Consider the following 26,207-nt stretch of genomic DNA (forward strand, 5'->3'; position numbering starts at 1 on the left):
GGTGCGGCTCTCCTCGTGCGAAGCAACGGCCGCTGCGGCGCTGGAGCGGCTGATCGTCTGTGGGGCGGGGCCCCCGCCGACACCCTACGCGGCGGGGGCACGCGTCAGTTCTTCTCCGTGACCCCTGCGGAGTCGAACGTGGCCACCTCGTGCATCGCCCGTGCGGCGCTTTGCACCACCGGGAGGGCCAGCAGCGCCCCGGTGCCCTCGCCGAGCCGCAGATCCAGGTCGACCAGGGGGCGCAGACCCAGTTTGTTCAGGGCCGCCACATGGCCCGGCTCGGCACTGCGGTGGCCCGCGATGCAGGCCGCCAGCACCTCGGGCGCGATGGCGCGGGCGACCAGCGCGGCGGCGCCCGCACTCACCCCGTCCAGGATCACGGGCGTACGCAGCGAGGCGCCGCCCAGCAGCAGCCCGACGATCGCGGCGTGCTCCAGCCCGCCGAACGCCGACAGGACGCCGATGGGGTCGGCCGGATCGGGCTGGTGCAGCTCGAGCCCGCGCCGTACGACATCGATCTTGCGCGCGTGCATCTCGTCGTTGATGCCCGTGCCGCGCCCGGTCACCTCGGCCGGGTCGGCGCCGGTGTAGATGGCGACCAGGGCGGCCGACACGGTGGTGTTGGCGATCCCCATCTCCCCGGTGAGCAGCGCCTTGTTCCCGGCGGCCACCAGATCGCGGGCCGTCTCGATGCCCACCTCGATGGCGCGCAGCACCTCCTCGCGGGTGAGCGCGGGCCCGACGGTGAAGTCTCCGGTGCCCGCCCGCACCTTGCGCGGCAGCAGCCCGGGGGTGCTGGGCAGATCGCTCGCCACGCCGACGTCCACGACGCACACCTCGGCGCCCACCTGACCGGCGAAGGCGTTGCAGACCGCGCCGCCGCCCAGGAAGTTGGCCACCATCTGGGCGGTGACCTCCTGCGGCCAGGCGGTGACGCCCTGGGCGTGCACCCCGTGGTCGCCCGCGAAGATCGCGACGGCCGCGGGCTCCGGGATCGGCGGCGGGCACTGCCGGGACAGCCCGCTCAGCTGGGCGGAGATGATCTCCAGCATGCCGAGCGCGCCGGACGGTTTGGTCATCCGCTTCTGCCGCTCCCATGCCTCGCCGAGCGCCTTGGCGTCCAGCGGGCGGATGCCCCGCAGGGTCTCCTGGAGCAGATTGTGCGGGTCCCCGCCGGGCAGGGTGCGGCGGCCGTACGACTCCTCGTGGACGACCCAGGACAGCGGGCGGCGCTTGGACCACCCGGCCTTCATCAGCTCGGGCTCCTCCGGGAACTCGTCGACGTATCCGACGCACAGATACGCCACGACCTCCAGATGCTCGGGCAGCCCGAGCTCCCGCACCATCTCGCGCTCGTCGAAGAAGCTGACCCAGCCGACGCCGAGGCCCTCGGCGCGGGCGGCGAGCCAGAGGTTCTCCACCGCGAGCGCGGAGGAGTACGGCGCCATCTGCGGCTGGGTGTGCCGGCCGAGGGTGTGGCGGCCGCCGCGGGTGGGATCGGCGGTGACGACGATGTTGACCGGGGTCTCGAGGATGGCCTCGATCTTCAGTTCCTTGAACTGCTTGGCCCGGCCCTTGGGGAGGGACTTGGCGTACGCGTCCCGCTGGCGCATGGCCAGGTCGTGCATGGCCCGCCGGGTCTCCGCCGAGCGGATCACGACGAAGTCCCACGGCTGGGAGTGCCCCACGCTGGGCGCGGTGTGCGCGGCCTCGAGGACGCGCAGCAGCACCTCGTGCGGGATGGGGTCGGGCCGGAAGCCGTTACGGATGTCCCGGCGCTCGCGCATCACGCGGTGGACGGCGGCGCGCTCGGCCTCGTCGTACCCCTCGGCGCGGGGACCGATGGGGATGGGGACCGCTTCGGGCTCGGGCTCCGGCTCGGTTTCCGACTCCGGCTCCGGCTCCGGCGCGGATTCGGGGGCCGTGGCGGGGGTGGTGCCCTCGGGGTTCACGTCCTCGGGGGCCGTCTCGGGTTCCGATGCGGGCTCGGGCTCCGGCCCGGGGGCGACCGCCTCGGAGGCGGTGGCCTCGGCGTCGGTGGCTTCGGAGTCGGCGGCGTCGGGTTCCGTGGCTTCGGGCTCGGCGGCTTCCGCGTCCGTGGTCTCCGGTTCGGCGGTCTCGGCCTCGGGCTCGGTGGGTTCCATCGCCTCGGCCTCGGACTCGGTGGCTTCCGGGGTGTCGGCTTCCGGGGCACCGGCCTCCGGCTCCGTGGCCTCCTCCTCGGTGGCCCGGGTCTCGGGCTCGGCGGCCTCGGGCTCAGCGGCCTCGGGCTCGGTGGCTTCGCCTTCGGGAGCCGTGGCCTCGGGCTCGGCGGGCTGGGGCTGCGCCCCTGCCTCATCCGTGGGCTCGGTGGCCTCCGTACCGGCCTCCGGCGCTGCCTCGGCGTCCTGGGTGTCCTGGGTGTCCGCCGCTTCCGCCTCCGGCTCGGCGGGCGTCCCCTGGGCCTCGGCGGCCTCGGGCGCCTCCGCCTCGGGCTCTTCGCTCGCGGCGGCCCCGGGCTCCGGGGTGTCCGCCGCTTCGGGCTCGGGAACCTGCTCCTCCGGTGACGGCTCCTCAACCACGACCTCGGCCGCCGCCGCAGGGGTCTCCGCCTCGGCGGCGGTCGGCCCGTGCTCCGCCTCGGCCGCCGCCTGCTCCTCGGCGGGCTCCTCCGGCGTCGCTGCCTCGACCTCCGATGCGGCCTCCGGTGCGGCCTGCGGCTCGGCGGCGGACGGTTCCGCGGCGACGGCGGGCGCCTCGGGCTGGGGCGTCTCGTCGGTCACTATCGAGTGCCCCGGGTCCACGGCGGTCTGCGCCACCGTTTCGGCGGGCTGCTCCGGGAGTTGCGGAGCGGCCTCCTCAGCGGGGGCCTCGGCGGGGACCCCGGCGGCGGGAGCGGGCGGCATCTCGATGGCGATCGGCTCATGGGCCAGCTGCGCCGGGATCTCCGGCGCGGCCCCCGCGACCGGAGCCGGGGCGGGCTGGGCCTCGGGCTGTTCGGTGACGGGCTCGGTCTGGGCCTGGGCCGGGATCTCGACGACCTGCTCCTCCGCCACGGCGGCCTGCGGGGCGGGCTCCACGACGGGCGCCCCGGCCTGAGCCGGAATGCTCGCGCCCGTCTGGTGCGGGTCCACGGCAGCCGGATCCACGGCGGCCGGGTCCACATACGCCTGGTCCATCGCGACCGGCTGCGCCTCCGACGCCACAGCCTCGGGCTGGGCGAACTGCTCGGGAGCGGGCTCCGCTTCGGGCACCTCCGCGACCTGGGGCTCCTCGGCCGGAACGCCCGTCTCCACGGGCACGGCCTGCTGGACCGGGGGCGTGGAGTCCCAGGCGTCCCCCGGCGGCGGGGCGTCGACGAGCTGCGAGAGGTCCGCGAGCTGGGGCCCGGGGAGCCGCCCCGGGTCGTCGGGCTGCGGGGTGAAGTACTGCGGCCCGGCGGCGTACTGGGGCGCGGTGGAGTAGTCCGCCGCCAGCGGCTGCTCGGGCATGACCGGCTGCTGCTCAGGCATGACCGGCTGCGGCTCGGGAACCACGAACTGCTCGGGCACCGCGAACGGCTGCTCGGGCATGACGAACTGCTCGGGCCCGGCGAACTGCTGCTCGGGCATCCCGCCCTGCTCGGGCACCGGGACGCCCTGCTGGGCCCCCATCCCGTACTCCGGCTGCGGCTCGGGCCGCACCTCCGGCTGGGACGCCCCCTGGTGCGGCACCTGCGGCTGCGGCTCGGGCGCGATCCGCGGCTCCAGAACCTCCGGAACGGCCTGCTGCTCCGGAACGGCCTGCTGCTCCGGCGCCGCCTGCGGCTGGGGCTCCGGCTGGCGTACGGGCGCGGCGTGCCGACCCGCCGCCGGGCCCCGGTCGGCGAGCGAACGCACCACGCCGCCGGAGGTGTCGGGCACCGGCGGGCCCATGTGGAGCGGGCGCCGGGAGGGGGCGGTGGGTGCCGCGTAGGCGGCCGGGGCGGGGGCCGGCTGCGGTACGGGCTGCTCCGCCACGGGCTGTGGCTCGGGCATCTGGGTCTCGGCGTACGCGGCGGGGTCGAGCACCCCCGCCTCGTACGCCCCGGTCTGGTACTGGGCCTGCTGCTCGCTCCAGGCGCCCTGGGCGCCCGGCATCAGCAGCAGGTCGTCCTCCTCGCCCACGTGTTCGGAGCCGTCGAGGAAGGTGTAGGCGGCGCCGGGCGGGACACCGGGCTGTGGCTGTTCGATGTAACCGGCGTCGGCAGGCGGGGCATGGACATCCGCCGGGTGCGGGTGTCCGAGTCGTCCGCCTGCGTTCTCCGGCAGTCCCTCGCCCGGGACCTGGCCGGTGTCGGTCATGCGTACCCCTCGCCCATCGCTAGTGCTCCTTCCAACCGCCTACCGCCGAGAGCAAGCCCCCTGAGCAAGAACGAGCATGCGCCGTGCGCGGCACGTAGACACGCCCGAGGCTTGCCTACCGCGGCCCCACCAAGGGAGGGGCACATTCCGGCCTTTGGCCAATAAAGCACCGAACGCCGGGCAGCGGTATAGGCAGTACAACGATCCGCCAGCCTACCCCGCGCACTACCTCGAGCAGGTCACCGGGGCGAAGCTCGGGGCGAACGTCACAAGGACAAAATCACTGGTGCGGGCGGTGGCCGCACAGCATGAAGGCGACCGCACGCTCCCGTTCCGTCCAGCCCCGCGTGTCCAGTTCGACGGATTGGAGGAGTACGCATTCGACGGCGTAGCCCCCGTCCTCAAGCGCCGCGCCGATGGCCTCCGCCTCGTCCCGGGTCGTGGCCTGCGTGACGATGCGCTCGGGGCGGCGCGCGGCGCACGCGGCGACCACGGGCGCGCCCCCGCCACCGATCCGCACCACATCCGGCTCCGGCAGGTCCTCCAGCACCCCGGGGGCGACGCCCTGGATCACCTGGAGCTGTACGGCGAAGCGGCGGGCCAGGGTGGCGGTGCGCTCACAGGCGTCCGGGTCGCGGTCGACGGCGATGACGGCGGCGCCGAACCCGGCGGTCTCGACGGCCGCCGCGCCGCTGCCCGCTCCGATGTCCCAGACCAGGTCGCCCAGGCGGGGGCCGACGCGGGCGAGTTGGAGGGAGCGCAGCTGCGGGGACTCGCTCTCGCTCAGCGCGGTCCCGTACGCGGGGCCGGGCAGCGCCCAGCCGCGGACGGTGCCCGGGTAGCCGGGCTCGCGTCCGGCGATCCAGCCGCCGCTCTGGAGCGCGCCACGGGCGGCACCGGCCGACGAGCCGCCGCGGACGGGCGCTATGCCGGAGCCGCCGATGACGATGACGACGTTGGGGTCGCGCCAGGCGTGGTCGGCGGCCTTGTCGGAGGTCAGCACGGTGACCTGCTCGCGCTCGGTGCCCAGGGCCTCGCAGATGACGAAGGTGCGGTGCACCGGGCCGAGCAGCAGCGCGAGTTCGGCGGGCCCCGCGCCGGGCGAGGTGAGGACGGCGACCTTGGTGTGGGCGCGGCAGACGTTGACCGCGCGGCGCAGATCGCGGCTGTGGGCGACGACGACCTGGGCGTCGTCCCAGGGCATCCCGGCCCGCGCGAAGGCGGTGGCGACGGAGGAGACGGCGGGGACGACCTCGACCTCGAGCCCGTGCTCGGGGGCGCGCAGGGCGCGGACGACGCCGAAGAAGCCGGGGTCGCCGTCGGCCAGGACCACGGCGGAGCCGCGGTGCTGGGCGATCCTGCGGGCCGCGAGATCCACGCTGCCGAGCCGGATCCGCTCGGCACCGGGCGGGACTTCGGGCAGCGTCAGGTGATGAGCGGCGCCGGCCACGAGGGTGGCCGCGCCGAGGGCGGAGCGGGCCGCGTCCGTGAGCGGGGTGCCGTCCCAACCGATCACCGTGACGCGGTCGGCCATCGTCCTTGTTCTCCCCTATGTGTGGCGGGTCGGGTCTGTCGGGTGCGGCTGCGTCGCGGTGTGGTGCCCGTGAGGGTCCACGGGCGGGTCGCGGCCGGTGCGCCGCGGATGCGCGGGTCACGGCCCCGGATGCGGCCGAGGCGCGGGTGCTCGGCGCGGACAGAGAGTACCCCGGCTGGTCCCGGACCGCCGGAGCGGGGGCGGGCGCTGGGGTGGTGCGCCGAGGGCGCGGACGGCGCGAATGCGCCGGATGTCCGCCCCGGCCGGGGTGCGGTGGGGGCGGTGGGGGGGTCGGCCCCGGCCGGATCAGCCCCAGTCGGAGTAGCTGGGATAGACGCCGAAGCCGTCGGGCCCGGAGAGCTGGCCGGTGGCGCCGTCGAGGTCCTCGGCGAGCAGGCTCCAGACGATGAGGTCGGTGCGCAGATCGGTCCAACCGCCGTCCTCCGTCTGGGTGCGGGCTATCCAGGCGTGGCGCAACACGCCCTCGCTGATGCAGCCGACCTTCTGGGCGACCTGCTGGGCGGCGGTGTTGCCGGCGGCGGTGCGCAGCTCCAGGCGCTCGAACTTCTGGTCCTGGAACAGCCAGCGGGCCACGGCCAGCACCGACTCCGAGGCATAGCCCTCACCGCGCGCCCAGTGGGCGACGATATAGCTGACCTCGGTGGCCAGCAGCCGCCAGTCGGTATTGCGCAGATGCACGATGCCGACGAGCCGCTGGGTGAGGAATTCGGCGACCGCGAAGACGATTCCGCGACCGGTGGTCCGCTCCGCCGGGGCGAGCCGCAGCGCCTGGTCGCGGGCGTCGCCGAGGCCGTACGGATAGGGCGCCCGGGTCCAGGCGATGACGCTTTCGTCGTTCATCATGTCGGCGAGCGCGGGTATGTCCGCTTCCTCGAACGGGCGCAGCACCAGCCGTTCCGTACTGATGGAGATGTCCGGGAAGGTGGATGTCATGCGCCGCTCCGTAACCGGGGGTGGTGGTCTGGGCCGTGGAAAAGCCCAGCATGCAGCATCACCCAGGGGAAATGCAGCACGGGGGGTGAATCGGAAGGCTCCGCATCCGGTCGCGGTCCGGATGCGGAGCCTCGGGGATCCGCCGGCGGGCGGGAAACGTTGGCGAATTCCTTGCGGTGGTGACGGTGTGCCGCGGGATCAGAAGGAGGGCAGTACGGAGCCCTGGTACTGGTCCTTGATGAACTTCATCACCTGCGGGGAGGTGAGCAGCTTGGCCAGCTTCTTGACGCGCGGGTCGTCCTCGTTGCCCTTCTTCACGGCCAGGAAGTTGGCGTACGGGTTGTTCTTGGGCGACTCGAGGATGATGGCGTCCTTGGCGGGCTTGAGGTGCGCCTCGATGGCGTAGTTGCCGTTGACGACCGCGGCGTCCACGTCGTCGAGCGACCGCGGCAGCTGGGCGGCCTCCAGCTCCTTGAACTTCAGGCCCTTGGGGTTGGCCGTGATGTCCTTGGGGGTGGCCTCGTTGCCGACGCCGCTCTTGAGCTTGATGACGTCATTGGCGTCCAGCAGCTTCAGCGCGCGGGCCTCGTTGACCGTGTCGCTCGGGACGGCCACGGTGGCGCCCTTCTTGAGCTCGTCGGCCTTCTTCACCTTGTGCGAGTAGAGGCCGAGCGGCTCGAGGTGCACGGTGACGACGGGCACGATGTCGGTGCCCTTCTTCTTGTTGAAGTCGTCGAGGAACGGCTGGTTCTGGAAGTAGTTGGCACCGACCGAGCCGTCCTGGGTGGACAGATTCGGCGTGTTGTAGTCGGTGAACTCCTTCACCTCCAGCTTGAGGCCCGCCTTGTCGGCCAGGTGGTCCTTGACGTAGTTGAGGATCTCCGCGTGCGGGACGGGGCTCGCGGCGACGACCAGCGCGCCGTTCTTGTCGTCCGACGAACCCGGGGCGCCGCACGCGGCGACACCGAGGGCGAGCGCTCCGGCGGCGAGGACGGTGGTGACGGTCTTGGTGGTGTTACGCACGAAAAGTGCCTTTCTTCGAGGGCGCACGAATCCGCCGCGGGTGCGGAAGCGGAGTACGAGCGGGGTGGTACGGGGTGCGGGGGTGTGGGGGGGCTCAGGGGACCTTGGTGGGCTCCACGGACTCGATCTCGGCGGGCGCGGCCCGCCGCTCCGGCGCCGGAGCGGGCTTCCCGGGCTTCCCGGCCCGGGACGCGCCGCCGCGCAGCAGCACCAGCCGCGGGGCGACCGAGGAGCGGCCGCGGTGCGACAGGCCACGGGCGGCGAGGTCGCCCGCGAACTGGATGATGGCGATGACCACCGCGAGGATGGCGACGGTGATCCACATCAGCTTGGTCTCGAACCGCAGATAGCCGTAGCGGACGGCGAGGTCACCGAGGCCACCGGCGCCGACCGTGCCGGCCATCGCGGAGTAGCCGATGAGCGCGACGATCGTGGTGGTCGCGCTGGAGATCAGTGACGGCAGCGACTCGGGCAGCAGCACCTTGCGGACGACCGTCCAGGTGGAGCCGCCCATCGACTGCACGGCCTCCACCAGCCCGCCGTCCACCTCGCGCACCGAGGTCTCCACGAGCCGGGCGTAGAAGGGGATGGCGCCGATGGCGAGGGGCACGATGGCGGCCTCGGGGCCGATGGTGGTGCCGACGATCGCGCGGGTGAAGGAGATCAGGGCGACCATCAGGATGATGAACGGCATCGAGCGGGCGATGTTGACGACCTGCCCGACGACCTTGTTCACCACCACGTTCTGGAGCACTCCGCCGCGGTCGGTGAGGACCAGCAGCACACCGAGCGGCAGTCCGCCGGCGACGGCGATCAGCGCCGACCAGCCGACCATGTAGAGGGTGTCCCAACAGGCCTGCTCCAGCAGGGGCTCCATCTCGGACCAGGTCACTTGGCGCCCTCCTTGAGCAGCGGGGTCGGGGTCGCGCGCGGGCCGTCGGCGATGGCCGCCACATCGACCTGGAGGCCCTGCTCCCGCAGGAAGCCGATCGGCACGACGTTCTCCTCGAACCGACCGGGCAGCTCGATCCGCATCCGCCCGACCTGGTGGCCGCCCACGGTGTCCATGGCGGCGCCGAGGATCGAGATGTCGATGTTGTACGTACGGGACAGCTGGGAGATGACCGGCTTGGTGGCCGCCTCGCCCTGGAAGGTGACGTCCACGACCGTGCGGTCCTCGCCCGAGGGCACCCCGCCGACCGGGAAGAGCTCCTGGGCCAGCTCGGAGCCGGGCGTGGCCAGCAACTCGCTGACCTTGCCGGACTCCACGATCCGCCCGTCGCGCATCAGCGCGGCCGAGTCGCAGATCGTCTTGACGACGTCCATCTCGTGGGTGATGAGCAGCACGGTCAGGCCCAGCTGCTCATTGAGGTCGCGCAGCAGCTGGAGGATCGAGCGGGTGGTCTCGGGGTCGAGCGCGGAGGTCGCCTCGTCCGAGAGCAGCACCTTGGGGTCACCGGCGAGCGCGCGGGCGATGCCGACGCGCTGCTTCTGGCCGCCGGAGAGCTGTGCGGGGTACGCCCTCGCCTTGTCGGCGAGGCCCACCAGCTCCAGCAGCTCCAGGGCCTTGCGGGTGCGCTCCTTGCCGGAGACGCCGAGGATCTCCAGGGGCAGCTCGACGTTGTCCCGCACGGTGCGCGAGGAGAGCAGGTTGAAGTGCTGGAACACCATGCCGACGCGGCTGCGGGCCTGGCGCAGCGCGGACCCCGCCCTCCCCCAGCTACCGCCGGGAGGTGCCCCCCGGCCGCGCCCGGCCAGTGCGGTGAGGTCCTGGCCGGCCACGGTGACCGTGCCGGAGGTGGGGCGCTCCAGGAGGTTGACACAGCGGATGAGGGTGGACTTCCCGGCGCCGCTCTGGCCGACGACGCCGTACACCTCGCCCTCGCGGACATGCAGATCGACGCCGTCGAGGGCGGTGACCTCGCGGCCTCGTGAGCGGTAGACCTTGGTCAGGTCCGTGGTGGTGATCACAGGGTTTCCGTCACTGTTGAGTGCACGGCGGTTGGTGCCGCCGGGCACGGCTCGTTCATTTCGGAACGCGACAGGGTGGACCCGAGGGCATGCCCGGTGTGGGGGCGGGGTCCGGGGTCCGGTGACGCGGGGCGGCGCGGTCCGGCGCGATGGACGCGCGGATCCGGCTCAGCGGGTCTCGCTTCGGGGCGCGAGGCTCAGCGGGGGCCCTCAGCAGTCACACATTCGACACCGACAACGAGCACCGGGCGCGGGGATCGCCTCGGTCGCAGGGATGCGGCAGCTCGTCGTGGTCATGGCTGCAAGTAAAACAGACACCGGCGGGGACCCATCAAGGCTGTCCGTATAACGGACACCTCTGCTCGGTCCGTGGACAGGTGGCGGGGTGGCCCGGAGCCGGTTCAGACCCGGCAGGTGATCTCCACTCCCCCGTCGGAGACCCGTGCGGACACGGCCGACAGGTCCTCGACCACGACATCGGCGACCAGCTCTGCCCGGTCGGTCGTTGTGGCCAATGCCACGGTCCGCATCCCGGCCGCGCGGCCCGCCGCGAGCCCGGCCGGGGCGTCCTCGAAGACCACACAGCGTGCCGGGTCGACTCCGAGCCGCTCGGCGGCCAGCAGGAACGGCTCGGGGTGCGGCTTGCCACGGGTGATGTCATCGGCGCTGATCAGCGTCCCGGGACGGATCGCCACCTCCGCCAGACGGGCCTCGGCCAGCTCGCGGTAGGCGGAGGTCACCACGGCCCAGCGCCCGGCGGGCAGCCCCGCCAGCAGCTCGGCGGCGCCGGGGAGCAGCTTCACCCCGCCCGGTACGTCCGCCAGCTCCAGCTCGTCGATGCGCGCCCGGGCCCGCGCGGCGCGGTCGGCGGGCAGCAGCTCGGCGATGATGTCGTCGGCCGGACGGCCGTGCAGCTCGACCCGGGCGAAGTCCTCCGCCGCGATCCCCTGCTCCTCGGCCCAGCGGGTCCAGCAGCGCAGGACCGAGTCCAGGGACGAGACGAGGGTTCCGTCGTTGTCGAACAACAGCGCGTCAGCGGAGATCTTCATGAGCCGCAGCGTACGTGGGGCCGGCGGAGGCCCTCGGGCGCGGGGCCGAGCGCAGTGCGCCGGGCCGGGCCGATTACCCTCGTCCCATGCTTGTCACTCCCTGTGTGCGCCGCCGTCGGGTGCGCCGCCGCACGGCGCGGAGGTCCCGTTGATCGACGCGCTGACGGTCGCGCTCGGTGTGACCGCGCTCCTCCTCGCCGCGTGGTGCGGCTTCGCCGCCTACCGGGACCAGCCGACCAAGGACTGGCACTTCATCGGCATGGCCGTGGTGGCCCTGCTGGCGATCGTGCAGCTGGTCATAGGAGTGGTGCGGCTGGCGGGCGGGGCCGACCCCCAGCAGGGCGTGGCCATCTTCGTGGCGTATCTCATCGGCTCGGCGCTCGCGGTGCCGATCGCGGCGTTCATGTCGCTGACGGAGCGGACCCGCTGGGGGTCGGCGACGGTCTCCGCGGCGGCCGTGGTGCTGGCCGTGCTCGAGGTGCGGCTCTACGACATCTGGGGAGGCGTCGGTGGCTGAATCACGGGAGGCGTCGATGACCGAGGACCCGGCGGCCGGGAAAGCGGCCGAGAGGGCGACCGGGAAAGCGGACGAGAAGGCGACCGGGAAAGCCGAGAGGGCGACCGGGAAACCGGAGTCCGCCGCGCGCACCGGGCTCGGTCAGGGGCCGGGGCGGCTGCTGGTGATGCTCTACGGGGTCTTCACGGTGGCCGCCGCGTCCCGCTCGGTCTACCAGCTGATCGCGCAGTACCAGGAGGCCCCGCTCGCCTACATCCTCTCGGCGGTCTCCGCCGTGGTGTACGCGTTCATCACGGTCTCGCTGGTGCGCGGCGGCGAGGGCGCCCGTAAGGCGGCGATCGTCTGCTGTGCGCTGGAGCTGCTGGGGGTGCTGACCGTGGGCACCTGGACCCTCGCCGACCCGTCGGCCTTCCCGGACCAGACGGTGTGGTCCGACTACGGGATGGGCTATCTGTTCATCCCGGTCTTCCTGCCGGTCACGGGCCTGCTGTGGCTGCGAAGGTCCCGGCGAGGCTGACTTCGGTTGCCGGACGGGCTGGACTGTCAGCCCGTCCGGCGGTCGACTGCGTCAGGCGCTGGCGGCGTACGCCGTGGCCGTGGCGTCCTTCTCCAGGGTGACCAGGCTCAGCCTGCGGTTGACCTCCTCGGTGCCCACCTGGGCGTAGCCGTAGCGGCGGTACAGCCGCAGATTGCCCTCGCTGCGATGGCCGGTGAACAGGCGGTACCGCTTGGCGGCCCGCTCCCCGGAGAGCCGCTCCTCGATCGCCGCGAGCAGCCGTCCACCCAGGCCGTGCCGCTGCATCCGGGGGTGGACGATCAGCTTGGCGATGGCGGCGGTCCCCTTGTCGTCGACGACTCCGCGGACCGAGCCGACGACCTCCGCGCCGAGCCGGGCGACGAGCACACAGCCCTCGCTCAGTTCGGCGCGCAGGTCGTCGAGCGACTGCGTCAGCGGTTCGATCGAATAGTCGCCGTAGAGCTCCGCCTCGGCCTGGTAGCACAGATACTGGAGCTTCAGGATCTGCTCGGCGTCGTCCGCGGTCGCCGCGGAGATGGTCACGCTCATGCCCATGTGCGCATGCCTCCCCTATGTCGTCAGTCCACCGGCCGCGGTGAGGGTGGGAGTGCGACCGGGGGTTCATGGCCTGGGTGGAGGCGCCGCGTGGTCGACGTCCGCCTCCGAGGCGCCGGTTGTCTATCGCTCCTTTCCCCATGGTTCAGGAGCCGCAACCTCCGCCGTGAGCATTCTGCGCAGGCAACCCAGACATCGGGAACGTACCGGGCCCAGACTGCCCTGTGACATTCCCAACTGACCGGCGATTTCGCGATACGTCGGATCGGCGCGGGAGAGCATCGCCGCGAGCAGCGCGGGGCAGCGCCCGGGCAGCCGCCGCACCGCCGCGCGCAGCGCCCGGCGGGTCTCCGCGGCCAGCACGGCGTGTTCGGCCGGGCGCGGCTCGGGGCCGCTGGGCGGGCCGCCGGCCACCGGGTCGTACGGCACCTCGCGGCGCGCCCGGCGCCTGGCCCCGCGCACCTCGGCCCGTACGGCGCAGCGCAGCCAGCGGGCGGGGTGGGGCGGCGGTCCGGTGTCCCGGGTGCGTTCCAGCAGCCGTAGCCAGACGGCCTGTTCGAGTTCGGCGGGCTCGACGCCGACGCCGTGTGCCTCGGCCGCCGCTTCGGCGGCCAGCAACGGGCCCAGCTGCTTCACAAGGTCCATGCCGGGCGGGACGAGGGCCGGTCGTGGGGTGGTTGCCGAGTGACCGTGGTCTCACCCGACCGGGGAAGCGGCGGGGCCGCGCCTTGACGCTCGCGCGCCCCCGCCGCCTCTCACGGACGGATCACTCGCCTTACGGGCGGATCACTTGCGGAAGTCCGCCGCCGCGAGCAGCGCGGTGTCCGCGTTGTCGGAGAAGATGCCGTCGATTCCGGTCGCGAAGTATGCCTTGAACGCCCCGAAAGCGTCACCGTAGGCGTTGGGGTCGCTGCCGCGGCGGAAGTCGGCCGGGAGGAAGGTGTTCTCGTTGCGCATGGTGTACGGGTGCAGGATCAGCCCCGCCGCGTGCGCGTCCTTCACCACGCTGGTCGGCGTGCCCAGCTTGCCGTCCGGCGTCCGGGGGATGATGACCGACAGATCGGGGCCGATGCCCTGGGCGTAGCTCGCGATCCACTTGAGCCCCTCGGGCTTGACCAGGTCCGCGACCGTCCGCGGGTCGTTCGCCTCGACGAAGTCCCAGGGCCGGCTGTTGATGGTGGACAGCAGCACGACGGCCGGGGTGTCCACCAGCTTGCGCAGCCGCTGGATGCTGCTGGGCTCGAAGGACTGGAGGAACAGCGCCGAGTCCTTGCGGTGGCGGCCGTAGCGGCGGAGCAGCTTGGCCACCCGCTCCTCGAGACCGAGGCCGAGCTTGCGGAAGTAGGTGGGGTGCTTGGTCTCCACGTACAGCCAGATCCGGCGGCCGCGCTCGCGGCCCTCGCGCTCGGCCCACTGGAGCACCTCTTCGAAGGTGGGCACCTCCCAGCGGCCGTCGTAGAGGGTGTTGCGCTGGCGGTTGCCCGGGATGCGCTCCTTGGCGCGCAGCGTCTTCAGCTCGGCGAGGGTGAAGTCCTCGGTGAACCAGCCGGTGAGCTTGGTGCCGTCGACCGTCTTGGTGGTCTTGCGGTCGGCGAACTCCGGGTGGGCGGAGACATCCGTGGTGGCCGTGATGTCGTTCTCGTGGCGGCAGACCAGATGGCCGTCCTTGGTGGGGACCAGGTCCTGCTCGATGATGTCCGCGCCCATGTCCAGGGCGAGCTGGTACGAGCCGAAAGTGTGCTCGGGCCGGTAGCCGCTGGCGCCGCGGTGGCCGATCACGGTGGGAACCGGCAGCTCATGGCCCCGGCCGGACGTTCCCGCGGCCGCGCCCGGCGCGGTCTGCGTCTCCGCGGCCGTCGCCGTGCCCGCACCGCTCAGCGCCATCGCTCCCGCACCGAGGGCCGCGGCCCCCAGCAGGGCGCGCCGTCCGGGCTTCTGCTCCCGCTCCATGCAGCACTCCTTGATGTGGTGTTCAACACCTGTCAAATCCCGTCAGAGAACGGCCTGATGGTAGGCGTGGGCGGCTTTCCTACGGGAGACATCGGGTGAAACGCGTGGGGAACGTGGGTCAACACGACGTACCAGGTGGGTGAACCTGGTGTGCGCCGGAGCGCGACCGGCGAGTATCGTCCTCATCGGCGCTCTGGTGCGGTACGAGGTTGACGGACCGTACACGGTTGCGTCCCAGACCTTGACCCCGACCGGAGGGCCCGTGTCCCGATTCGCGTTTCTGAAGGCAGTACTCGGTCCGCTGATGCGCCTGATGTTCCGCCCACGGGTCGAGGGGGCCGAGGGCATTCCGGGCTCGGGCCCGGTGATCCTCGCCGGGAACCATCTCACCTTCATCGACTCGATGATCCTGCCGCTGGTCTGTGACCGTCAGGTCTTCTTCATCGGCAAGGACGAGTACGTCACGGGCAAGGGCCTCAAGGGCCGGCTGATGGCCTGGTTCTTCACCGGCGTCGGCATGATCCCGGTGGACCGGGACGGCGGACGCGGCGGCGTGGCGGCGCTGATGACGGGGCGCCGGGTGCTGGAGGAGGGCAGGGTCTTCGGCATCTACCCCGAGGGCACCCGCTCCCCCGACGGCCGCCTCTACCGCGGCCGCACCGGTATCGCCCGCCTCGCGCTGATGACCGGCGCGCCCGTGGTGCCGTTCGCGATGATCGGGACCGACCGGATCCAGCCGGGCGGCAAGGGGCTGCCGCGGCCGGGCAAGGTCGAGGTCCGCTTCGGCAAGCCGCTGGAGTTCACCCGCTACGAGGGCATGGACCGCGACCGCTATGTGCTGCGGGCCGTGACCGACGAGGTGATGAGCGAGGTCATGCGGCTGTCGGGGCAGGAGTACGTGGACATTTACGCCACGAAGGCGAAGTCGGCCGCATAACGGCTGACGCCTGGTGTTTCGGGCGAACCGCGGCGGTCCGGTGTTCGGACCGCCGCGGTTCTGTGTCCGGGCGAGCGGCCGGGCGCCGTACGTTCGGGCAACACGGCTGTCTCGCGCACCGGTGAGCCGACGCTCCGGCCGGTGTCGTGGATCACCAGATGTGCGGAAGATCTGATTCCGCTACCCGCTGGTCACCACCGGGCACGGCCACTATGGTGCCGCGAGTGACCACGATGACCGTGCCCTCCCCCGACTTCGTGATGCTGCGCGGTCGGCGGTTCGCCGTGACCGATTTCGGCGGACCGGGCGACCCGGTCCTGGCCCTGCACGGCCACTTCGGCCGGGGCCGGATGTATGCGCCGCTGGCCGCCGCGCTCGCCCCCGAACGGCGGGTGATCGCCCTCGATCAGCGGGGGCACGGGCTGACCGGCGGCGGTGGCCCCTTCACGCTGGACGAGTACGTGGCCGACGCCGCCGCGCTGCTGCGGGAGCTGGACCTCGGCCCGGTCCCGGTCGTCGCCCACTCCACCGGCGCGGTCGGCGCGTACGCGCTGGCCGCCCGCCATCCGGATCTGGTGAGCGCGCTCGTCGTCGAGGACATCGGCGCGGTGACGGACCGTCCGGTGGTCAGCCATCCGGTGCTCGATGTCTCCGGGTGGCCGACCTGGGCCGTGGACCGGGAGAAGCTGCGCGCCGCCATAGAGTCCCGGGGCATCCCGGACGCCTCGTACTTCCTGGACAGCGCCGAGCCGGACCCGCAATCGGGCGGCTGGCGGCTGCTGTTCGAGCCCAGCCATATGATGGCGTCCCAGCAGGCGATGTGCGGTGACTTCTGGGACGACTGGCTGGGCTCGTCCTGCCCCGCGCTGCTGATGCGCGGCGAGCACAGCTCGCTGCTGCCGCCGGGCCATGCCCACGAGATGGCCACCCGCCGCCCCAACACGCGGCTCCGCGAGTTCGCCGGGTGCGGTCACTGGATCCATGACGACGCGCCCCGGCCGTACACCCGCGCGGTCCGTTCGTTCCTGAGCCTGCTGTAGCGGGTGCCCGGCGGTACGCGTACGCCTGCGGCGGGCCACGCGGCGGAGCCGCATATCGGTGCTTCCCCCCTCCCCGCCCCTTCCCTCAACTGGGGCTCCGCCCCAGACCCCGCTCCTCAATCTCCCCCAGCTACCGCTGGGAGGTGCCCCCTGGAGGGGCTGGAAGGCGGGGCTCCGCCCCAGACCAATCGCCGGCCGGGCTTGACGGCGAGCCGTCAAGCCCAGGGCAGCTCCGAGCGGTGCCGCCAGTAGGTCTCCGCAGGTTCGGCCAGTTCCTCCAGCTGGGCCAGCCGGGACTCGTCCAGGCGGAGGTCGGCGGCGGCCAGGTTGGACCGCAGCTGGTCGGTCGTGGCGGCGCCGGAGAGGACGACCGTCACCCAGGGGCGGTGCAGCACCGCGGCCAGCGCGACGGCGTCCGGAGTGGCACCCGTCTCCTCGGTCACCCGGCGCAGGGCCTCCGGAAGCCGCTCGGCCGCCGCGGTGAGCCGGCCATTGGCCACGGCCTCCTTGACGATGACCGCCCGGCCCGCCGCATGGGCCTCGGCCAGCGCCGCCCCGGCCGAGGGCTCCAGCAGGTTGTAGGTGGACTGGACGGTACGGAAGAGCGGCCGGCCGTCGACCTCCACGGCCAGCGCGGCGCGGATCGCCTCGGCCTGGCGTGGGCCGCTGGTGGACACGCCGACCGTCACGCCCTCCGCGGCCAGCCCGGCCAGCCGCGCGTGCAGCCCGGGGTCGGTGAGGGCCGGGCTCTCGGGGGTCACCGAGTGGATCTGGTAGAGGTCCAGCCGGTCGCCGAGCAGCGCGTCGGTCAGCTCGCGCTGGCGCTCGAAGGTCTCGACGCCATGGTCCTTGACCTCGTGGGTCTCGGCGTCCGTACGCCACTCGGCGACATACGTATAGCCCCACTTGGAGCCGACGACCACGTCCCGCGCGGCGTCCGGGCGCTCCAGCAGCCAGTCGGCGAGGAACTCCTCGGCCCGGCCGTAGGAGCGCGCCGCGTCCAGATAGCGCACCCCGGCGGCGTACGCGGCGTCCAGCAGCTCATGGCTGCGCCGCCGCATCACCTCGACCGGGCGCTCGGCCGGGAGGTCACGGTCCCGGCCGAGGTTGATGTAGGCGGGGCGGCCGACCGCGGCCAGGCCGAGCCCGATCCGGGCCGCCCCCGCCCCGGGGGCCGCGATCTCCGCGAGTCGTCCGACGCCCATGCTCCGTGTCCCCACCTCTCCCTTTCGGTCCGTCGCTGTCAGCGCTTGGCGCCCGCCCACGCGTACTGGGCGGCCAGGTCCTCCTTGACCTCCGCGAGCTGGGCCCGCACCGCCACGGGGGCGGTGCCGCCGCGGCCGCCGCGCGCGGCCAGCGCGCCCTGCACATTGAGGACGCCGCGGACCTCGGGCGTCAGATGCGGCGAGATCTTGGCGAACTGCTCGTCGGTGAGCTGGTCGAGCTCGATGCCCGTCCGCTCGCACTCCTTGACGCATTCCCCCGCGACCTCGTGTGCCACCCGGAACGGCACACCCTGCCGCACCAGCCATTCGGCGATGTCGGTGGCCAGCGAGAACCCGGCCGGGGCCAGCTCCTCCATGCGCTCGCGGTTGACGGTCAGCGTGGCCATCATCCCGGTGAAGGCCGGGAGCAGCACCTCCAGCTGGTCGCAGGAGTCGAAGACCGGCTCCTTGTCCTCCTGGAGGTCGCGGTTGTACGCGAGCGGCAGGGCCTTGAGCGTGGCCAGCAGCCCGGTGAGGTTGCCGATCAGCCGGCCGGACTTGCCGCGGGCGAGCTCCGCGATGTCCGGGTTCTTCTTCTGCGGCATGATCGAGGAGCCGGTGGAGAAGGCGTCGTGGAGGGTCACGAAGGAGAACTCCTTCGTGTTCCAGAGGATGATCTCCTCCGCGATCCGCGACAGATCGACGCCGATCATGGCGGTGATGAACGCGAACTCGGCGACGAAGTCACGGGAGGCCGTGCCGTCGAGCGAGTTGGCGGACGAGCCCCGCTCGAAGCCGAGGTCGGCCGCGACCGCCTGCGGGTCGAGACCCAGCGAGGACCCGGCCAGCGCGCCGGAGCCGTACGGCGAGACGGCGGTGCGCTCGTCCCACTGCCGCAGCCGCTCCGCGTCCCGGGACAGCGCCTGGACATGGGCGAGGACATGGTGGGCGAAGAGCACCGGCTGGGCGTGCTGGAGGTGCGTACGGCCGGGCATCGCGACGTCCGGATGCGCCTCCGCGAGCCCCACCAGGGCCTGCTGGAGGTCGGCGATCAGCCCGCCGACGATCCGGGCGTGGTCGCGCAGATACATCCGGAAGAGGGTGGCGATCTGGTCGTTCCGGGACCGTCCGGCCCGCAGCTTGCCGCCGAGGTCCGGGCCCAGCCGCTCCAGCAGTCCGCGCTCCAGGGCGGTGTGGACGTCCTCGTCGGCGATGGTGCCGGTGAAGTCGCCGGAGGCGACATCGGCCTCCAGCCGGTCCAGGCCCGCCAGCATCCGCTCCAGCTCATCGGGGTTAAGCAGCCCCGCCGTGTGCAGCACCCGGGCGTGGGCGCGGGATCCGGCGATGTCGTACGGCGCCAGGCGCCAGTCGAAGTGCACGGAGGCGCTGAGCTTCTCCAGTGCCTCGGACGGGCCGTCGGCGAAGCGGCCGCCCCAGAGCCGGACGTCGCCGCTGTTGCCGTTGCTCACGCTGTTGCTCCTGTCGGCTGTGGGTGTGCGACCGCCTCCCCGCCGCGGGGCGGGGAGGCGGCTCGTGACGCGTCGCGTACGTCGGGTACGCGGGCTTGACGCTGGTAGGCAGGCTACTGCTGGAGATCCCGCTTCGCGGCGATCTTGCTGGACATGCCGAAGATCTCGATGAAGCCCTTGGACAGCGACTGGTCGAAGGTGTCGCCGGTGTCGTAGGTCGCCAGGTGGAAGTCGTAGAGCGACGCCTGCGACTTCCGTCCGGTGACGACGGCCCGGCCGCCGTGCAGGGTCATCCGGATCTCGCCGGACACCTGCTCGTTCGCCTCGGCGATGAATCCGTCCAGGGCCCGCTTGAGCGGTGAGAACCACAGGCCGTCGTAGACCAGCTCGCCCCAGCGCTGCTCGACCTGCCGCTTGTAGCGGGCCAGCTCGCGCTCGACGGTGACGGCCTCCAGCTCCTGGTGGGCGGTGATCAGCGCGATGGCGCCGGGGGCCTCGTAGACCTCCCGCGACTTGATGCCCACCAGCCGGTCCTCGACCATGTCGATCCGGCCGACGCCCTGGGCGCCCGCCCGCTCGTTCAGCCGCTGGATGGCCTGGAGCACGGTGACGCGCTCGCCGTCGATCGCGACGGGGACGCCCTTGTCGAAGGTGATGACCACCTCGTCGGCCTCGCGCGGAGCGGCCGGGTTGGAGGTGTACTCGTAGACGTCCTCGATCGGCGCGTTCCAGATGTCCTCGAGGAAGCCGGTCTCCACGGCCCGCCCGAAGACGTTCTGGTCGATCGAGTACGGGGACTTCTTGCTGGTCGCGATCGGCAGGCCCTTGGCCTCGCAGAAGGCGATCGCCCTGTCCCGGGTCATCGCGTAGTCCCGGACCGGCGCGATGCAGGTCAGATCGGGGGCGAGGGAGGAGATACCGGCCTCGAACCGCACCTGGTCGTTCCCCTTGCCGGTGCAGCCGTGGGCGACGGTCCCGGCGCCGTGCTTGCGGGCGGCGGCCACCAGGTGCTTGACGATGGTCGGCCGGGACAGCGCGGAGACCAGCGGGTACCGGTCCATGTACAGCGCGTTGGCCTTGATCGCCGGAAGGCAGTACTCCTCGGCGAACTCGTCCTTGGCGTCCGCGACCTCCGCCTCGACCGCCCCGCAGGCGAGCGCGCGCTTGCGGATGACGTCCAGGTCCTCACCGCCCTGACCGACGTCCACGGCGACGGCGATGACCTCGGCACCCGTCTCCTCGGCGATCCAGCCGATGGCGACGGAGGTGTCCAGGCCGCCCGAGTAGGCGAGTACGACGCGCTCGGTCACGGGTGCCTCCTTACGATCCATGCGCTTCTCTGCATGATTATGCACTGGACCGTATGTTTCGTCAAAGCGGCGGGCTCCGGGCCCTCACCCGGTCACCGCTCCGTACGCCGCCGGACGTCCGCCATCAGCCTGTCCAGCAGCCCGGCGAGCACCGTGCGCTCCTCGTCCGACAGGCCGCGCACCAGCCTGGCCTCGCGGCCGAGCACGGTGTCGACGGACCGCTCGATGAGGGCGTGCCCCTCGGCCGTCAGACACACCAGGACGGTGCGCCGGCCGGTGGTCCCGGGTCTGCGCACGACGAGGCCGTCCCGCTCGGCCCGGGCGACGCGCTGCGAGATCGCTCCGGCGGTCACCATGGTCCGGCGGGCGATCTCGCGCGTGCTCAGGGCGTAGGGCGGGCCGGAGCGGCGGATGACGGACAGCAGATCGAGGGTGGCCGCGTCGATCCCCGCCGCGCGCAGCGCCCGGTCGCGGTCGTCGGCGAAGAGCTTTCCCAGCCACCAGATGGGGGTGACGATCTCGATCGACTCCGTGGGGGCACCCGGGCGCTCCCGCTGCCAGGCCGCGGCGATGTCCGCGGCGGAGTGGACGGCCCCGGGCTCCTCCGACGAGCCATAGGCACCGGGCTCGGGGACATCGGGGGTGGGGTCGGGGTCGGCCATGGATGCGTTCTCCTGTCGCCATGAGTTACGTTTAGACCTAAACGTAGCTGAGCGGAGGAGGACTTGTGAGCCGGACCGTGCTCATCACCGGTGGCACCAGCGGCATCGGCCGCGCCATCGCGGAGGCGTTCATCGCCGACCAGGCGGAGGTCTTCATCACCGGCCGCCACCCCGACACCGTCGAACAGACCGCCAAGGAGACGGGGGCGCACGGCGTCGTCTGTGACGCCGGCTCCCCCGAGCGGGTCGCCGCCCTCGCCGACCGGCTCGGCGAGCTGGACGTCCTGGTCAACGCGGCCGGCGGACTGCCCGAGGCGGCGTCCGACGGCCTCTCGCCCCTGGACGAGCTGCTCGCCCAGTGGCACAGCAGCCTGTCCCAGAACCTGCTCACCGCGGTGCTGACCACCGCCTCGGTCCAGGAGAAGCTGACCGGCGGCGGTTCCGTCATCAGCATCGGTTCGATCGGCGCCGAGCGCCGGGGCGGCTCGTACGGCGCGGCGAAGGCCGCCCTGGCCGCGTGGAACGCCTCGACCTCCGCCGAGCTCGCGCCGAAGGGCGTCACCTGCAATGTCATCTCCGCGGGCTTCATCGCCGGTACGAACTTCTTCCAGGGCCGGATGACCGACGAACGCCGCGCCGCGCTCGTGGCGGAGACCCACAACAAGCGTGCGGGCACTGTCTGGGACATCGCGCAGACCGCCTTCTTCCTCGCCTCGCCCGGCGCGCGGCACATCACCGGCCAGACCGTTCACGTCAACGGAGGCGCTTTCACCACGCGGTAGCACCTGCCCATCCGGCCGCCGGGCTGAGACCATGGCGGGGCGGGGAGCGCAGACCGAGGGGGAGTCGGGGCCGGTGCAGAAGAAGCAGATGATGGTGCTCGGCGCATTCGTGGTCGGGGTCCTGTGGATCAACAACCACGGTGACGGCAACACCCGCGACGACAAATCGCCGCATCCGCATCAGACGGCCCGGTACCCCATCCACTTCGAGAAGGACGACGGAAAGAAGGGCGACGGGAAGGGCACCAAGAAGCGGCCCGAACCGCGCTCAACGGTGTCCTATCCGATCAAGTTCCACCATCGGTGACGTCCATCTAGATCCAGGCCGCCTGGACCGACGTACGGAACCAGAACGCACGCTGACCACTTCCCGCCCTGCCACCGTCGATCCCCTTACCATGTGGAGACCTTCGAGACGGAACGTGATCAGGGGTGGGCATGAGCGGCAACACGCGGGGCGGCCGAAGGATTCCTCGGGAGGTTCATCAGGTACGCGAAGCCCTGCTCCGCGAGTTCGACGGGCTCATCAACGTTGACGACATCACGCATCCGGACCCCGTTGAGCGGCAAAGGGCCTTCCTCTCCAGGGCGCTGGCGGCCAAAGCCGCCCGCCGACTGACCGACTGCACGCCCGAGGAGGCCGCGGCCACCGTCATCGACGGAGAACACGACTTCGGCATCGACGCGGTCGCCTTCTCCGCGGCAGCCACCGAGATGTGGCTGATCCAGGCCAAGTGGAGCGACAAGGGCACCGCCGGCTTCAACACCGAGGCGGCCAACAAGCTGGTCCGCGGCCTCAAGAAGCTCGACAACCGGGACTTCGATCAGTTCAACGAGCGGTTCCAGCGCCTCGCGGACCGAGTGCAGTCGGTCCTCAACAGCCACACCTGCAAGGTGGTCCTGGTCGTCGCCGTCATGGGAGACGGCAGACTCTCGACCGAGACCGTGGACATCCTCGACGAGGCACGCCAGGACTTCGAGGGTTTCGGCCGCACGATCGAGCACCAGGTGATGAGCAGCGCCGAGTTCCATCAGGCGGTGCGGGAGGACATCGCGCCGCAACCCATCAGCCTCAGTGCCACGATGGCCACCGGGTGGCATCACCGCGACACCCCCTACAAGGCTTACTACGGCCTGGTCGCGGCCGACGAGCTCGCGCGATGGTACGGCGAGAAGGGGGACGCCCTCTACGACCGCAACGTCCGCACGTCGCTGGGGCTGACCAGTGTCAACCAGGTCCTCGTGGAGAGCCTGACCAAGGACCCGCAGAACTTCTGGTATCTCCACAACGGCATCACCGTGATCTGCGGCTCCATCACGGAACACTTCTTCGCCAAGCGGGCGGTGGGCGAACCGGTGCGCCTCGAGCTCACCGATGCCAGCGTGGTCAACGGCGCCCAGACGGTCACCTCGGCCCACCGCGCCTTCGAGCAGAACCCCGAGGCCGTGGCCGACGCCTACGTCACCGTCCGGATCATTTCCGTGAAGGACAGCCCCGAGGGGTTCGACCGGGACATCACCGAGGCCACGAACACCCAGAATCACATGGAGCGCCGCGACTTCATCGCCATCGATGAGGTACAGAGCCGTATCCGCGAGGATTTCAAGCTCTCTCTCGACAAGGAGTATGTGTTCCGGCGCGGCGAGCTCGATCCGCCGCCGTCGGCCGGCTGCTCGGTCCTGGAAGCCGCCACGGCCCTGGCGTGTGCGCACACCGACCCGGCCTTGGCCGTGCGGGTCAAGGGATCCAGCGAATCCCTGTGGGAGCGGGGCTCCCGGGGCGCGTACACCCGGCTGTTCGGCAGACAGCCCAGCGCGTACCAAATCTGGCGTTCCGTGCAGCTCATGCGGCGGGTGCGGGAGGCGCTCCACGAGGTGCGGGCCGCGCTCACCGGGCGTGCGGCGTCCATCGCCGACGCCAGCAGCTTTCTGGTGTCGCACATCGTCTTCCAGCGCATCGGGACGGAGGGTATCGACGAGCCCGATTCCTCATGGGAAGCGGCCCTGGGCCAGGTCGAGGACCGGGTGGCGGAGGTGCTGGCTCAGCTCATCCCCCTGGTGGATCACCTCTTCGGCGAGAACAGCTACATCTCCAGCACGTTCGCGAGCGAGCCGCGTTGCAGACAGCTGGTGAACGGCGTACTGGACGCGCTCTCCAGCGGGACGGACGCCCGCGACCTGGCCGCATACCAGCAGCGGCCGGCGACCAGGCCGCAGCGACGCCCCCGTACGATCCCGCTCCTCGTGGACCACGGCCACATCGACGACGGCACCCGGCTGGTCTACCGCCCGAGCCAGGTCGAGGAGCAGGCCATCGGGGACTGGCTCAACGCGGACCCCCGGCGCTTCTTCGCGACCTGGATCAACGACCGCAACAAGCCGCTGCTCTGGGAAGCCGACGGGCGGCGCTACTCACCGACCGGTCTCGTCCAGCAGATCTGGCGAAGCGCCGAGTGGCGCGAGGCATGGAGCGCCGTCCAGGGCCCTAAGCAGTGGGCGCTGCCGGATGGTGGAACCCTGGTCGACCTGGCCGAGCGGATCTGGCAGGAGATGCTCGCGGCGGAGGAGACCGAGGGCGAACCGGCCTGAGGGGCATGGGTTTGTGGTGAGTATGAGACGGCGACACGCCGAAGTGACGGCGTGTCGCCGTCTCATACTCACCACAAATCACCGGCATTGAGGCTCGCTGCTTGACACTCGGGTATCGACTTCCGCCCAGACCGTCTTGCCGGGCCCCAGTCGGTCGGTGACTCCCCAGCGGGCGGCGAGGGCCGCGACCAGCAGAAGGCCACGGCCGGTCTCCGAGTCCGGTGCGGGGGCGACCGGCGCGGGGTCGGTAGGCGGTCCGGCTTCGGTGAAGGTGTCGGCCACTTCGATGCGAATCGCGTGCGCGGTGCGGGTGAGGCGAACCTCGAAGTCCCTGCCGGGCACGCGGCCGTGCGTGGCGGCATTGGCGGCCAGCTCCGCGACGATCGCGGCGACTGTGTCGGATTCCGCGCTTCGGTAGGGGAAACCCCACTCGTCGAGCTGACGGAGGGCGAGAAGCCGGGCAAGCCGGGCGCCCTTGCGGGTGGAGCTGAACCGCTGAGTGAACACGTGTACGGTGCCGGGCGTTTGAGGGGTCTGTAGCTGAGCTGACATGCGGCTCAAGGTGACGGTTCCGCGAGGGACGTGACCAGCTCACCTACTCGTACGCTGAGTCAGCGTACGAGCACCCAGAGTGGACAGTACGGGTAACCGACCGTGACCATGGATGCGTTGGGCAGATAGTCAGGCTCAGAGCGGGGTGCACCGGAGGTGGCCGGAGATGGCGGGCAGCGCGGGAAACACGGGCAACAACGAACCGGAGTCTTCGGACAGCCTCAAGGCATTCGGGGCCATCGTCAAGGTCTTCCGAGAACGGGCGGGACTCACCCAGGAGGAACTTGCGCCGCTGCTTCAGTACTCGGTCCAGACACTCGCATCGATCGAGCAGGGACGCCGGTTTCCGCAAACGGAGTTCGTTGAGAGGGCGGAAGACGTACTGGACGCCTTCGGGGTGCTGCGGGCAGCGGCGCGGCACTTGGCCCGGCGACCGGGGCTGGCGGCGTGGTTTCGGCAGTGGGCGGGGCTGGAGGAGCAGGCGGTCACCTTGTGCACGTACGAGTGCCGGGTCGTACCCGGGCTCTTGCAGACGGAGGCATACGCGCGAGCCGTCATCCTGAGCGTGCCACCACCACCCAACGAGGAGCAGGTCGAGCAGCGAGTCACCGCGCGACTGGCACGGCAACAACTCCTGCACCGCAGGCCTCCAATCGCGTTCAGCTTCATCATCGAGGAGGCACTGCTTGAGCGGCACACGGGCGGCGTCGAGGTCACCAAGGAACTTATCGACCATCTGTTGAACTGGGTTGAACTGTGGAACGTCGAGTTGCAGATCATGTCGCTGCGCCAGTCTGATCACGCTGGTCTCGACGGACCTGTACAGCTGCTGGAGACGCCAGACAACACATGGCTGGCCTACATCGAAGGCCAACGCCACAGTCAGCTGATCTCCGACCGGAAAGACGTGAGCGTGCTTCTCCAGCGGTATGCCAAGATGCGCTCACAGGCCCTCAGCCCGGCGGATTCCGTGGGCCTGTTGAAGCGAAAGCGAGGAGCGCTATGAGCACCACCGAGCTGGACTGGTTCAAGAGCAGCTACAGCGGCTCCGAGGGCGACAGCTGCGTCGAAGTCGCCCTCTCTTGGCGCAAGTCCAGCCACAGCAATGACTTCGACAACGCTTGTGTCGAGGTCGCCGCCTGCCCCGGCACCGTCCACATCCGGGACTCCAAGGACAAGCAGGGCCCCCAGCTCGCCGTCTCCCCCGCCGCCTGGTCCAGCTTCGTCGCATACGCCGCGAGCAGCTGACCGTACAACCTAAAGGTGCTTGCCCCGGAAGCCCGCTCCGGG

General features: G+C 71.5%; 24 protein-coding genes. 9 read left to right on the forward strand and 15 right to left on the reverse strand.

Annotation, left to right across the window (positions count from 1 at the left end; all coding sequences use genetic code 11):
• Positions 1-104: 104 nt before the first annotated feature.
• From cobT to KHP12_RS13275, 7 genes are all read right to left on the reverse strand, one after another.
• Positions 105-4,301, reverse strand: coding sequence for a nicotinate-nucleotide--dimethylbenzimidazole phosphoribosyltransferase (cobT, locus tag KHP12_RS13245; RefSeq protein ID WP_211832972.1), 4,197 nt, complete (start codon positions 4,299-4,301; stop codon positions 105-107).
• Between the two features lie 280 nt (positions 4,302-4,581).
• Positions 4,582-5,835 (reverse strand): precorrin-6y C5,15-methyltransferase (decarboxylating) subunit CbiE, encoded by a 1,254-nt coding sequence (cbiE, locus tag KHP12_RS13250; protein WP_211832973.1) that lies wholly within the window; start codon positions 5,833-5,835, stop codon positions 4,582-4,584.
• Between the two features lie 306 nt (positions 5,836-6,141).
• The gene (locus KHP12_RS13255) at positions 6,142-6,789 is read right to left on the reverse strand and encodes a GNAT family N-acetyltransferase (protein WP_210610188.1); all 648 of its coding nucleotides are present in this window, start codon (positions 6,787-6,789) and stop codon (positions 6,142-6,144) included.
• A 198-nt stretch (positions 6,790-6,987) separates the two neighbouring features.
• Positions 6,988-7,812: a MetQ/NlpA family ABC transporter substrate-binding protein gene (locus tag KHP12_RS13260; RefSeq protein WP_211832974.1), complete on the reverse strand. Its 825-nt coding sequence runs from the start codon at positions 7,810-7,812 to the stop codon at positions 6,988-6,990.
• Between the two features lie 94 nt (positions 7,813-7,906).
• Positions 7,907-8,704, reverse strand: coding sequence for a methionine ABC transporter permease (locus tag KHP12_RS13265; protein WP_210610184.1), 798 nt, complete (start codon positions 8,702-8,704; stop codon positions 7,907-7,909).
• Entirely contained in the window at positions 8,701-9,783 is a 1,083-nt protein-coding gene (locus KHP12_RS13270; protein WP_210610182.1) for a methionine ABC transporter ATP-binding protein, read from the reverse strand. Before KHP12_RS13270 ends, KHP12_RS13265 begins: the two co-directional genes overlap by 4 nt.
• A gap of 401 nt (positions 9,784-10,184) precedes the next feature.
• Complete coding sequence (locus KHP12_RS13275) at positions 10,185-10,832, reverse strand: HAD-IA family hydrolase (protein ID WP_086883059.1); 648 nt, start codon at positions 10,830-10,832, stop codon at positions 10,185-10,187.
• Positions 10,833-10,980: 148 nt separating this feature from the next.
• On the opposite strand from KHP12_RS13275, the gene KHP12_RS13280 reads away from it, so the two are divergent.
• Positions 10,981-11,349: a hypothetical protein gene (locus tag KHP12_RS13280; protein WP_020867132.1), complete on the forward strand. Its 369-nt coding sequence runs from the start codon at positions 10,981-10,983 to the stop codon at positions 11,347-11,349.
• Positions 11,342-11,866 carry a hypothetical protein gene (locus KHP12_RS13285; RefSeq protein ID WP_244202977.1) on the forward strand — a complete coding sequence of 175 codons (525 nt, stop codon included), beginning with the start codon at positions 11,342-11,344 and terminating at the stop codon, positions 11,864-11,866. The genes KHP12_RS13280 and KHP12_RS13285 overlap by 8 nt, the downstream gene beginning before the upstream one ends.
• 51 nt (positions 11,867-11,917) lie before the next feature.
• On the opposite strand, the gene KHP12_RS13290 is transcribed toward KHP12_RS13285, so the two are convergent.
• The 3 genes from KHP12_RS13290 to KHP12_RS13300 form a co-directional block, all read right to left on the reverse strand.
• On the reverse strand, positions 11,918-12,421 hold the full coding sequence (locus KHP12_RS13290; protein WP_037966064.1) for a GNAT family N-acetyltransferase: 504 nt from the start codon (positions 12,419-12,421) through the stop codon (positions 11,918-11,920).
• Between the two features lie 123 nt (positions 12,422-12,544).
• On the reverse strand, positions 12,545-13,066 hold the full coding sequence (locus tag KHP12_RS13295; protein WP_086883060.1) for an RNA polymerase subunit sigma: 522 nt from the start codon (positions 13,064-13,066) through the stop codon (positions 12,545-12,547).
• Between the two features lie 141 nt (positions 13,067-13,207).
• Positions 13,208-14,371 (reverse strand): glycerophosphodiester phosphodiesterase, encoded by a 1,164-nt coding sequence (locus tag KHP12_RS13300; protein ID WP_211832975.1) that lies wholly within the window; start codon positions 14,369-14,371, stop codon positions 13,208-13,210.
• Between the two features lie 304 nt (positions 14,372-14,675).
• On the opposite strand from KHP12_RS13300, the gene KHP12_RS13305 reads away from it, so the two are divergent.
• A complete protein-coding gene (locus KHP12_RS13305; RefSeq protein ID WP_246643536.1) occupies positions 14,676-15,308 on the forward strand; it encodes a lysophospholipid acyltransferase family protein in 633 nt (210 codons plus the stop codon).
• 233 nt (positions 15,309-15,541) lie between these two features.
• Complete coding sequence (locus KHP12_RS13310) at positions 15,542-16,348, forward strand: alpha/beta fold hydrolase (RefSeq protein ID WP_240813324.1); 807 nt, start codon at positions 15,542-15,544, stop codon at positions 16,346-16,348.
• Positions 16,349-16,563: 215 nt separating this feature from the next.
• Here KHP12_RS13310 and KHP12_RS13315 read toward each other — a convergent pair whose 3' ends face one another.
• From KHP12_RS13315 to KHP12_RS13330, 4 genes are all read right to left on the reverse strand, one after another.
• Positions 16,564-17,553 carry an aldo/keto reductase gene (locus KHP12_RS13315; protein ID WP_211832977.1) on the reverse strand — a complete coding sequence of 330 codons (990 nt, stop codon included), beginning with the start codon at positions 17,551-17,553 and terminating at the stop codon, positions 16,564-16,566.
• Between the two features lie 38 nt (positions 17,554-17,591).
• A complete protein-coding gene (gene argH / locus KHP12_RS13320; protein ID WP_211832978.1) occupies positions 17,592-19,022 on the reverse strand; it encodes an argininosuccinate lyase in 1,431 nt (476 codons plus the stop codon).
• A gap of 113 nt (positions 19,023-19,135) precedes the next feature.
• Positions 19,136-20,332, reverse strand: a complete 1,197-nt coding sequence (locus KHP12_RS13325; protein WP_086885216.1) for an argininosuccinate synthase — start codon at positions 20,330-20,332, stop codon at positions 19,136-19,138.
• A 92-nt stretch (positions 20,333-20,424) separates the two neighbouring features.
• Positions 20,425-20,994, reverse strand: a complete 570-nt coding sequence (locus tag KHP12_RS13330) for a MarR family winged helix-turn-helix transcriptional regulator (protein WP_211832979.1) — start codon at positions 20,992-20,994, stop codon at positions 20,425-20,427.
• A 65-nt stretch (positions 20,995-21,059) separates the two neighbouring features.
• On the opposite strand from KHP12_RS13330, the gene KHP12_RS13335 reads away from it, so the two are divergent.
• The 3 genes from KHP12_RS13335 to KHP12_RS13345 all read left to right on the forward strand — a co-directional run bounded on the left by KHP12_RS13335 (position 21,060) and on the right by KHP12_RS13345 (position 24,365).
• Positions 21,060-21,776 (forward strand): SDR family NAD(P)-dependent oxidoreductase, encoded by a 717-nt coding sequence (locus KHP12_RS13335; protein ID WP_211832980.1) that lies wholly within the window; start codon positions 21,060-21,062, stop codon positions 21,774-21,776.
• A gap of 73 nt (positions 21,777-21,849) precedes the next feature.
• Positions 21,850-22,083 (forward strand): hypothetical protein, encoded by a 234-nt coding sequence (locus tag KHP12_RS13340; RefSeq protein WP_211832981.1) that lies wholly within the window; start codon positions 21,850-21,852, stop codon positions 22,081-22,083.
• 131 nt (positions 22,084-22,214) lie between these two features.
• Positions 22,215-24,365 carry an AIPR family protein gene (locus KHP12_RS13345; protein ID WP_211832982.1) on the forward strand — a complete coding sequence of 717 codons (2,151 nt, stop codon included), beginning with the start codon at positions 22,215-22,217 and terminating at the stop codon, positions 24,363-24,365.
• A 78-nt stretch (positions 24,366-24,443) separates the two neighbouring features.
• Here the strand turns inward: KHP12_RS13345 and KHP12_RS13350 are convergent, their stop codons facing one another.
• Complete coding sequence (locus KHP12_RS13350; protein WP_211832983.1) at positions 24,444-24,917, reverse strand: ATP-binding protein; 474 nt, start codon at positions 24,915-24,917, stop codon at positions 24,444-24,446.
• A 166-nt stretch (positions 24,918-25,083) separates the two neighbouring features.
• Here KHP12_RS13350 and KHP12_RS13355 point away from each other — a divergent pair, with 166 nt between their 5' ends.
• Both KHP12_RS13355 and KHP12_RS13360 read left to right on the forward strand, forming a co-directional pair.
• Positions 25,084-25,923, forward strand: coding sequence for a helix-turn-helix domain-containing protein (locus KHP12_RS13355; RefSeq protein ID WP_211832984.1), 840 nt, complete (start codon positions 25,084-25,086; stop codon positions 25,921-25,923).
• Positions 25,920-26,165 (forward strand): DUF397 domain-containing protein, encoded by a 246-nt coding sequence (locus tag KHP12_RS13360; RefSeq protein WP_211832985.1) that lies wholly within the window; start codon positions 25,920-25,922, stop codon positions 26,163-26,165. The genes KHP12_RS13355 and KHP12_RS13360 overlap by 4 nt, the downstream gene beginning before the upstream one ends.
• Positions 26,166-26,207 lie beyond the last annotated feature (42 nt).

Source organism: Streptomyces asiaticus, assembly GCF_018138715.1.
GTDB lineage: Bacteria > Actinomycetota > Actinomycetes > Streptomycetales > Streptomycetaceae > Streptomyces > Streptomyces asiaticus.